Source organism: Gluconacetobacter brunescens, assembly GCF_048695475.1.
Lineage (GTDB): Bacteria > Pseudomonadota > Alphaproteobacteria > Acetobacterales > Acetobacteraceae > Gluconacetobacter.
The window spans coordinates 1,222,720-1,232,500 of sequence record NZ_JBLHEN010000002.1 but is presented as its reverse complement, the minus strand read 5'-3'; the positions used below and the strand labels follow the sequence as shown (position 1 = coordinate 1,232,500).

The following is a 9,781-nucleotide window of genomic DNA, read 5'->3' as shown; positions in this document are numbered from 1 at the left end:
AAGGATGTGGGGATTCCAAAACAACCAGGAGGTTGGCTTAGAAGCAGCCATCCTTTAAAGAAAGCGTAATAGCTCACTGGTCTATTAGAAACCCTGCGCCGAAAATGTAACGGGGCTCAAGCCACGTGCCGAAGCTGTGGGTGCATACTTTGTATGCGCGGTAGCGGAGCGTTCCGTAAGTCTGTGAAGGAGACGGGGTGACCCTCTCTGGAGATATCGGAAGTGCGAATGCTGACATGAGTAGCGACAAACAGTGCGAGAAACACTGTCGCCGAAAGTCCAAGGGTTCCTGCGCAAGGTTAATCCGCGCAGGGTGAGCCGGCCCCTAAGGCGAGGGCGAAAGCCGTAGTCGATGGAAACCAGGTGAATATTCCTGGGCCTGCCAGAAGTGACGAATGCAAGATGTTGTCAGTCCTTATCGGATTGGGCTGGCTTTTTGCGCATTCCAGGAAATAGCTCTGGCATATAGACCGTACCCGAAACCGACACAGGTGGACTGGTAGAGAATACCAAGGCGCTTGAGAGAACGATGCTGAAGGAACTAGGCAAATTACTCGCGTAACTTCGGGATAAGCGAGACCCGTCATTGGGCAACCATTGGCGGGTGGCACAAACCAGGGGGTAGCGACTGTTTAGTAAAAACACAGGGCTGTGCGAAGTCGAGAGACGACGTATACGGCCTGACGCCTGCCCGGTGCCGGAAGGTTAAGAGGAGGTGTGCAAGCACTGAATTGAAGCCCCGGTAAACGGCGGCCGTAACTATAACGGTCCTAAGGTAGCGAAATTCCTTGTCGGGTAAGTTCCGACCTGCACGAATGGCGTAACGACTTCCCCGCTGTCTCCAGCATCGGCTCAGCGAAATTGAATTCCCCGTGAAGATGCGGGGTACCCGCGGTCAGACGGAAAGACCCTATGAACCTTTACTGCAGCTTTGCAGTGGCATCAGAGACATTCTGTGTAGGATAGGTGGGAGGCTTTGAAACCGGGGCGCCAGTTCCGGTGGAGCCATCCTTGAAATACCACCCTGACTGTTTCTGATGTCTAACCGAGACCAGTAAGCCTGGTCCGGGACCCTGCATGGTGGGCAGTTTGACTGGGGCGGTCGCCTCCCAAAGTGTAACGGAGGCGCGCGATGGTGGGCTCAGGTCGGTCGGACATCGACTGTTGAGTGCAATGGCATAAGCCCGCCTGACTGTGAGAGTGACAGCTCGATCAGAGACGAAAGTCGGCCATAGTGATCCGGTGGTCCCGCGTGGAAGGGCCATCGCTCAACGGATAAAAGGTACTCTAGGGATAACAGGCTGATCTCCCCCAAGAGTCCACATCGACGGGGAGGTTTGGCACCTCGATGTCGGCTCATCACATCCTGGGGCTGGAGCAGGTCCCAAGGGTTCGGCTGTTCGCCGATTAAAGTGGTACGTGAGCTGGGTTTAGAACGTCGTGAGACAGTTCGGTCCCTATCTGCCGTGGGTGTTGGAGACTTGAGAGGATTTGTCCCTAGTACGAGAGGACCGGGATGAACAGACCTCTGGTGTACCGGTTGTCGCGCCAGCGGCACAGCCGGGTAGCTAAGTTTGGACGGGATAATCGCTGAAAGCATCTAAGCGAGAAACCCACCTCAAAACTAGGTCTCCCTGAGGGCCGTGATAGACCATCACGTCGATAGGCCAGATGTGGAAGCGCAGTAATGCGTGCAGCTAACTGGTCCTAATCGCCCAATAGGCTCACTCACACCGCCAGGTTAATCCTGGCAACACACATGCACAGAAATCATCCACGCACACCACACACTCACAAAACACCAACCTCACACGCCCAAAACACCCCTACAGGGTGGACTGGACGACCTGGTGGCTATGGCGGGGAAAGATCCACCCGATCCCATCCCGAACTCGGCCGTGAAATGCCCCTGCGCCTATGATACTGCGTCTTAAGACGCGGGAAAGTCGGTCGCCGCCAGGTCTTCCAGTCCACCTACACCCCCGCGGGGTGGAGCAGCCCGGTAGCTCGTCAGGCTCATAACCTGAAGGCCGCAGGTTCAAATCCTGCCCCCGCAACCATGAATCCCATTTGATACCAAACGATTAGGCCGCCCCCAGGGCGGCCTTTTGCGTTTCCAGGCACACAACTGGAAGCATATGGGAAGCCGCCGCAAGCTTGCCTCGGATGATGTGCTGTTTTTAGGCTGTCAGAATGGCGGACGATGGGGAGCGCTGACGATATGGTGGACGCGCAACGTGTGCGGTGACCTTGCCCCCTGAAATGCCCTCGAATTGAAGTAAGGTCTGTCCCTTGGAGACAGACGATGAAGAAAGCGCGTTTCACGCAGGACCAGATTATCGGGATCCTGAAAGAGCATCAGGCGGGCGCGACGGCTGCGGATCTATGCCGCAAGCACGGGATTAGCGACGCGACCTTCTACACCTGGCGGTCGAAATATGGCGGGATGGAAGTGTCGGAAGCGCGGCGGCTCAAGGCTCTTGAAGAAGAGAACGCGAAGCTGAAGCGGCTCCTGGCGGAGAGGGTGATGGACGTCTCGACGCTGAAGGAACTGCTGGCAAAAAACTCGTGACGCCCGGCTTGCGGCGGGAGGCCGCGACCTGGGCGATTACGGAGCGGGATTACTCGCAGCGGCGCGCCTGCCGGCTGATCGGTATGGATCCGAAGACCTGGGGCTATGCGTCGCGACGGCCCGATGATGCTGATGCGCGCGTCCGACTACACGCGCGAATGCCTGGCGCAGGTAGCGGATACATCGTTGTCAGGCGAACGGCTCGGCCGGGAACTCGACCGGATCGGGGAACATCGCGGCTGGCCACTGATGATCGTCAGTGACAACGGCACCGAGATGACTTCGAACGCGATCCTGCCTACCTTGCGGTCGTGCTCGACCTCCACTCGCGCCGCGTGGTGGGCTGGTCGATGCAGAGCCGACAGACCACTGATGTGGCGTTGCAGGCGCTCCACATGGCCATCTGGCGGCGAAGCTACGAGATGACTATTCGACCTCTGACCTGAGGCGACTTGCGGCACGCAGCCAGCAGGCGAATGCTGCGCGCCGGCTTCTGGCCCTGGCGTCGATCCGAGAGGGCGCCAACCGGACGGATGCGGCCCGCGTGGGCGGCATGGAGCGCCAGACGCTGCGGGACTGGGTCCACCGCTTCAATGCCGAAGGGCCGGATGGCCTACGCGATCATCAGCATACGGGGCCGGCCTGCCGTTTGAACGGAGCACAGCAGGCCGAACTGAAGGCCCTGGTCGAGGCCGGGCCCGATCGGCAGCGTGACGGTGTGGTGCGCTGGCGCCGGATTGATCTGCAACGCGTGATCAAGGAGCGCTTCGGCGTCGTCTACCACGAACGGCATGTTTCCACTTTGCTGAAACGTCTTGGTTTTTCCCATGTCAGCGCCCGGCCGCGTCATCCGGGGCAGGATCCTGCCGTCATGGAAGCGTTCAAAAAAACTTCCCCCGCATCCTGAGTGCCCATATCGGCCATCTGCCGAAGGGAAAGCCGATCGAGATCTGGTTTCAGGACGAAGCCCGCATCGGCCAGAAGAACGGCATCGTCCGGCAATGGGCCCGGCGCGGCACGCGACCACGCCAGCCGGCTGACCAGCGCTACGAGAATGCCTGGCTGTTCGGGGCGATCTGCCCGGCGCGCGGCAAGGCTGCCGGCCTGGTGCTGCCGTTCGTCGGCACTGCCAGCATGCAACTCCATATCGAGGAGATCTCACGCTGCGTTGCCCGCGGTGCCCATGCCGTCGTGCTGCTCGATCGCGCAGGATGGTATACCACCAGTAAACTGAAGCTACCCCGCAATGTCAGCCTGATCTTCCTGCCGTCCCGTGCCCCCGAACTGAACCCGGTCGAGAATATCTGGCAGTTCCTGCGCGCCAACTGGCTGTCCAATACCGTCTTCGACGACATCGACCATATCATCGACGCAGCCTGCTGCGCATGGAACAACCTTGCCGCACTCCCCCGATACCATCCGCTCCATCGGGCTCAGGAAATGGGCTCACACAGGTCAAAGGCTATAGCCGTTGGTATTAGTAACGCCTCGTGTTGCGAAGATCTCGACAGGCCGAAGAATTTTATGAGGATCTTCTGCAACCGACTGGAATGACCAGAAAAAACGCTGCCAAATGCGTCGTCTGTGGGGCATCGCCCCGAAAAGAAGGCCGTACTGTTCGCAGGCTCCAATCGCGGTGAACGGGCCCACGTCATCTCCTTTGCCTTCCATTGCGCATACGCATTGACTTAGGCGTAAAGCTTTTCTAAAGTATGCCCATATTCACGTGACGATGGGCTTATGGGGCTGATCCACATGATTCCATGTTCGTTAATGGCCGGAGGCGACGTCGTTCAGGGCGTCGAACCTATCCGTTATCGCGATAACTCGGGAAATGCGCTTGCCTTTTATGGTGATGCGAAAAATGGAGGGTCGGATGCACAATAGAAAAATATCATTCTTTCTGCTTCTTATGGCAGGAGTGGTTGCCCTGCCGATGCCCGGGCGTGCCGCGGAAGCGGGCGAGATAAAATCAAAAGAAAAGAAAGGCGACGTTCAGCTGAAAAAGCTCGACGCGCAGCCGAATGAGGCGGAACAGGTAATCGCTACGGGAACGCGATCGTCAAACAGGAAAATATATAAAAGTCTCAGTCCTATTGATGTCATAAGCAGGCAACAATTGTTGCGTACGGGCCAGACGAATTTACGCGATGCTCTTATCGTGACGTCTCCGTCGGTTACGACGCCGGCATTCGGTACGGCCGTTGGTGGCCTGACCGACTCCATATCATTGCGTGGTTTAAACCCTGATGACACGCTTATTCTGGTAAACGGAAAGCGGCGTCATCCGACCGCGAATATTTACGCGTCGTCCGGCCCCCAGCAGGGAGCAACCCCTGCTGACCTGGATATGATTCCGGCGTCCATGATCGATCATATTGAAATTCTTCGCGATGGCGCCGCGGCCCAGTATGGCTCTGACGCCGTGGCCGGTGTCGTTAATATCATATTGAAATCGCAGGATCATGGCATATCGGCGCAAGCTCTGGCCGGGAACTACGGAAACGATCAGGGCTTTACCGCAGGGGGGATGTTCAACGAGGGATTCCGCATCGGCAATGGCGGTTCATTACAGCTCAGTTTCGACTACCGGCATCAGGATCCCACGCATCATGATGGCGAGGATCAGCGCTTTGGCAGATATGCCGACCATCTTTTCGGGATCCCCGCTAGCGACCGAGAGACATTAGGCGTCAACTTCAATCTGCCCCTTTCGTCGGCCGTCTCCTTTTACGGGAATGCGACATATGCCCACAGGGAAGGAAAGGCCTGGGCATTCTATCGGACCATGCCCAGCGGTTATCCAAATATCTATCCCAATGGCTATACGCCCGTCCAAACGTCGAATGAGAATGACATGGGGGTGACTGTCGGGTTCAAGGGAGACGATTTTCTCGGATTTTCATGGGACATCAGCAGCACCTACGGCTCGGACTGGTTTGATTCGGGCCTGACAAATTCGATCAATCTGGATCTCCTGGCTGATGAAGGAACGTCGCCAAGGAACTTTGGCGTGGGCACCTATCGTAATGCGCAATGGGTCAACAATATTGATCTCCGGCGATCCTTCGCCGTGCCGTTCTTTGCTTCGCCGCTGTCACTGGCGCTCGGCTTCGAGAATCGTAATGAGCAATATGAAATGGGCGCGGGGGATGCGGCGTCTCTCTATGGATCGGGCGCTTCGGCACTTCCCGGCCTTCCGACTATCGCAGCGGGTGAGCACGGTCGTCATATTTATGCCGGATACATTGATGTAAGCTTCAATCCCATAAAGGCGTGGGAAGTGGATTTTACCGGCCGGTTCGAGCATTATACGGACGTCGGCAATGCGGAAAGCGGGAAGATTTCCTCTCGCTACGAGTTCAATCGATGGGTTTCCGTTCGCGGAACAATCAGTAACGGCTTCCGAGCTCCCACGCTTGCAGAGGAATATTTCACTAATCTCGGTGTCAATCCAGATGCTGCCAGTGGCGAATTGGCTGTCAACTCCAAGGCCGCGAGTGCGCTGGGCGCGAAGCCGCTGAAGCCGGAGCGTTCAACGAACGCAAGTGCTGGTATTGTCATCACGCCGCTCAAGAATCTGCATGTTGCGGTCGACGTGTATCAGATCAACATCCGCGACAGAATCGTGAATGGCGGATACGCTTACGGTGAGGAGGCTCTTGACGCTATCAAGCTTGCTGGCATACCGGTTCCGACAAGCTTGGACCCGTCTGCCGTTTCGGTAAATTATTTTACGAACGGTGCAAGCACTCGTACTCAAGGGCTTGATATCACGGCATCCTATCCGACAAACTTCGGAAGATATGGCCAGGTGGACTGGTCTTTGGGCCTGAACCTCAACAGAACCCGTATTTCGCACCTGTCCTATAACGCAGACGGTACGCCGGTCCTGAATGCTCAACAGGTGGCATTTCTGACGACGACGACCCCGCGCAGCAAGATTATCATGTCAGGACATTGGTCACTTGGGCGATTCGATGCGACATTGAGAGAAACCCGCTGGGGAGCCGTTAGCGACGAGTTGCAGTATGCTGCCGGCCCCAACGCCTGGTCAGTCACCGAATTTATGCCATTTGAAGCAAAACCCCGCTGGGTAACGGACCTGGAATTTGGTTACGCGGCGACCCAGAACCTGCATTTGGCGATTGGGGCCAACAATATCTTCAACACTCATCCGACTGAAGTGCCGGCGATAACACGCGCATATGGGGTGACAAAATATGATTACTATGCATCCCAGTTACAATTTAATGGTGGTTTCTATTACTTCAGGGCAAACATGAGTTTCTGACAATATAAAATGCGATCTGAGATGTAGACTGTTGTATGCGGATCGTATTTTTGAAGTGTTGAGCAGTGGCGCATTCATTCCGCTGGAGCGCACTGCTCGATCTTCATAAGGCCGGCGTGGCCGGCGCTGCCGGGTAGGCCTAGTTCAGGCATCAGTGCAGCTTGTCTGCCATTACCCGGCACGATCCCATTGATATCGGCTTGACAAGGATATCCGGCACTTATGACCCAGTTCAAATCTCGTTCGATTGGACGGATTATCGCCCTGTTCCTAGGTTCGGCCTGTGCTTCCGCTGCGGCACCCCTTCCTTCACCGCACAACACGAGTCCGGACGATGTCGCCGACCGTTTGTTGGCGAAGATGACACGCGACGACAAAGTGGCCATGATTCGCGGACTCGAGGAGTCTCACCCGCAAAATGAGGGTGAAGCAGGCTATCTGGTCGGAGTGCCACGGCTGGGAATACCGCATTTGCGCATGGCGGATGGTCCGCCAGGCCTGTTGCTTCGTGATGCGTCTGCGGCGGAAGTCGCGACAATGGGCGTGGCGGCCACATTCGATCCGGAAATAGCGCGCCAGAACGGCGTGGTCATCGCGGATGAAGCTCGCCGTCTGGGGATCGACGTCGTTCTGCAACCCTTTATCAATTTCGACCGGGATATCACCTATTCCCGCGCCTACAATACTTTTGGAGAAGATCCTCTGCTGACTGGCGCCATCGGCGCGGCGGAAATCAGAGGGATCCAGGAACGCGGGGTTCTGGCGGACGCCAAGCACTTCATTGGTTACGACACAGATGGACAAAACGTCTTCATTGACGAGCAGGCTCTGCATGAAGTCTATCTGGCGCCATTCGCAGCCGCCATCGACGCGGGCGTTTCCTCCATCATGTGTTCCTACAACAGGGTTAATGGCCCATACGCCTGTGGAAACGCAGCGACCTTGACGACGATCCTGCGCGGGGAACTCGGCTTCAAGGGATTCGTCATCTCCGATTGGGGGGCGGTTCACGATAATCTCGGGTTAACCGAGGGGCTCGATATGGAGATGCCTGGGCAGTTGACGTCCGACAATCCTTTCGCCGGTATCCTGCCGTCCTACTATGACATGGCCAGGCCACCGCATCATGTTCCGCCGCCCGATTACGACAAGATGCGTGCCATCTTTGAAGGAACGATCCCGGAAGAGCCGCAGCCCCCGGCGGTGAAATGGGCCGCGTTGTTCCCGGCCAACACGAATTTTCATAACCTTTATGATGCGCTGCATGATGGATCGGTCACGGATGGCCAGATCGATCTGGCCGCCCATAGGGTTCTTCGGGAGATGGCGCGCTTTGGCCGCGTGCCCGGTGCCATGGGCCGGCAATGGCCGGACCGTCTGACCCAGGCGCAGATCAATGACATCGACCAGCGTACCAGTGAGGAATCCGCGGTACTGCTGAAGAACGACAATCATGCTCTGCCATTGGCCCAGGCGGACCTCGATGATCTGGCGATCATAGGACCTGGCGGCCGTCAGGTCGTCGCGGTCGGAAAGTCGAGTGAGCGTTCGCTCGGCGAATGGAGCCAGCAGATCGGACCGGCGGAGGCGTTCAGCCGGCTTGCCGGGCCGAACGGCCGTGTCGTCACGGCTGTTGCCGACGAGATGGACGGGCATCCGATTCCGCCGGCTATGCTAGCCGACCTTTCCAGGGCTGTTGATGGCGGTAAGGCACAATCGGCCGCGGATCTCCTATCTACCACCGGTACGGTTCTGCCGTCGGCGAGCCACGGCCGTTGGCGGGGCGTGTTGCGGATCAGCCAGCCAGGCGACTATTGGCTGGCAGTTCATGTAATGGGTGCGCGGATTGATGTGCTGGTGGATGGTCGGAGGATCGGTGGCACGCACACGCTGCCTGGTGGCCTTCACGGTGATATCGTGCAGCCCAATCAGGATAGCCTGCTCCCCTCGACTGACGGGTATGACAACGTGCGTGTACCCGTGACATTGTCCGCCGGGATGCATAGGCTGGAGCTTGTGAGCCAGCCCGATGGCTCGGGCAACGCGCAGCGCCTCAAGCTGGCCTGGACGACCCCGGGTGATCGCCGGGCAGATTTTGCCCAGGCAGTGCGCGCGGCCCGTGCGGCACGCAAGGTCGTACTGTTTCTCTGGAGTCGCGGCCAGCCGGTCTTTGGCCTTCCCGGAGATCAGGACGCCTTGGCTAGGGCGGTGCTGGCGGCCAATCCCAATACCGTGGTGGTACTCAACACAAGCCAGCCGGTAGCCTTGCCCTGGCTCGCTCATGCGGCCGCTGTGGTGCAGATGTGGTGGGCAGGCGACCGTGGTGGCCTGGCGACGGCAAATGTTCTGACTGGGCGCGTCGATCCTGCCGGCCGTTTGCCGGTTACCTGGGCGCGGGCGTTAGCGGATTATCCGGCGAACGATCCGGCCCACCCGGAGCGTTCGGCGGAGGGTGTGACAGGCCGTACAACGTTTACCGAAGGGTTGGATTTCGGTTATCGCGCCTTCCTGCGTCATAAAGTCGCCCCTCTGTTTCCATTCGGATATGGCTTGTCTTATACGCATTTCGGCTACAGTGACATGAAGGTCGTGCACACAACCGATGGCGGCCTGAACGTAAGCCTGATTCTGTCCAATCTGGGAGATCGGGATGGTGACGAGGTTCCACAGCTCTATCTCGGCGCTCCTTCCGTTGCCGTGGCTGGAGCGGCCTTTCCGGTTGCCCAGCTGGCCGCGTTCTCTCGCGTGCATTTGAATGTCGGCGAACATCGACCGATCACTCTGCATGTTTTGCCGCGTCAGCTGCTATATTGGTCGGTTTCCAGCCATGCTTGGCGTCGTGCGCCAGGGACACGCCCGATCATGGTTGGCGCGTCCTCCACCGATATCCGGCTGCGTGGCACGGATTGATGACG

Annotated in this window: 2 protein-coding genes, 1 tRNA gene, 2 rRNA genes and 3 pseudogenes (1 of these 8 cut by a window edge); all 8 read left to right on the top strand. The window is 57.8% G+C overall.

Annotated elements, in window-relative coordinates:
- Window positions 1–1,732, top strand: a 23S ribosomal RNA gene (locus ACMAUO_RS17855); it begins 1,009 nt to the left of the window's first position.
- Between the two features lie 114 nt (window positions 1,733–1,846).
- Window positions 1,847–1,962: ribosomal RNA gene (gene rrf, locus ACMAUO_RS17850) — 5S ribosomal RNA — on the top strand.
- Window positions 1,963–1,983: 21 nt separating this feature from the next.
- A tRNA-Met gene (locus ACMAUO_RS17845) sits at window positions 1,984–2,060 on the top strand.
- Between the two features lie 245 nt (window positions 2,061–2,305).
- A pseudogene (locus tag ACMAUO_RS17840) lies at window positions 2,306–2,869 on the top strand (transposase); the annotation flags it as partial.
- Window positions 2,869–2,985: pseudogene (locus ACMAUO_RS17835) on the top strand (DDE-type integrase/transposase/recombinase); the annotation flags it as partial. The pseudogenes ACMAUO_RS17840 and ACMAUO_RS17835, both read left to right, overlap by 1 nt.
- Window positions 2,976–4,040, top strand: a pseudogene (locus ACMAUO_RS17830) (IS630 family transposase). The pseudogenes ACMAUO_RS17835 and ACMAUO_RS17830, both read left to right, overlap by 10 nt.
- 381 nt (window positions 4,041–4,421) lie before the next feature.
- A complete protein-coding gene (locus ACMAUO_RS17825; RefSeq protein ID WP_420358317.1) occupies window positions 4,422–6,866 on the top strand; it encodes a TonB-dependent receptor plug domain-containing protein in 2,445 nt (814 codons plus the stop codon).
- Between the two features lie 222 nt (window positions 6,867–7,088).
- Complete coding sequence (locus ACMAUO_RS17820; RefSeq protein ID WP_420358222.1) at window positions 7,089–9,776, top strand: beta-glucosidase; 2,688 nt, start codon at window positions 7,089–7,091, stop codon at window positions 9,774–9,776.
- Window positions 9,777–9,781: the final 5 nt, after the last annotated feature.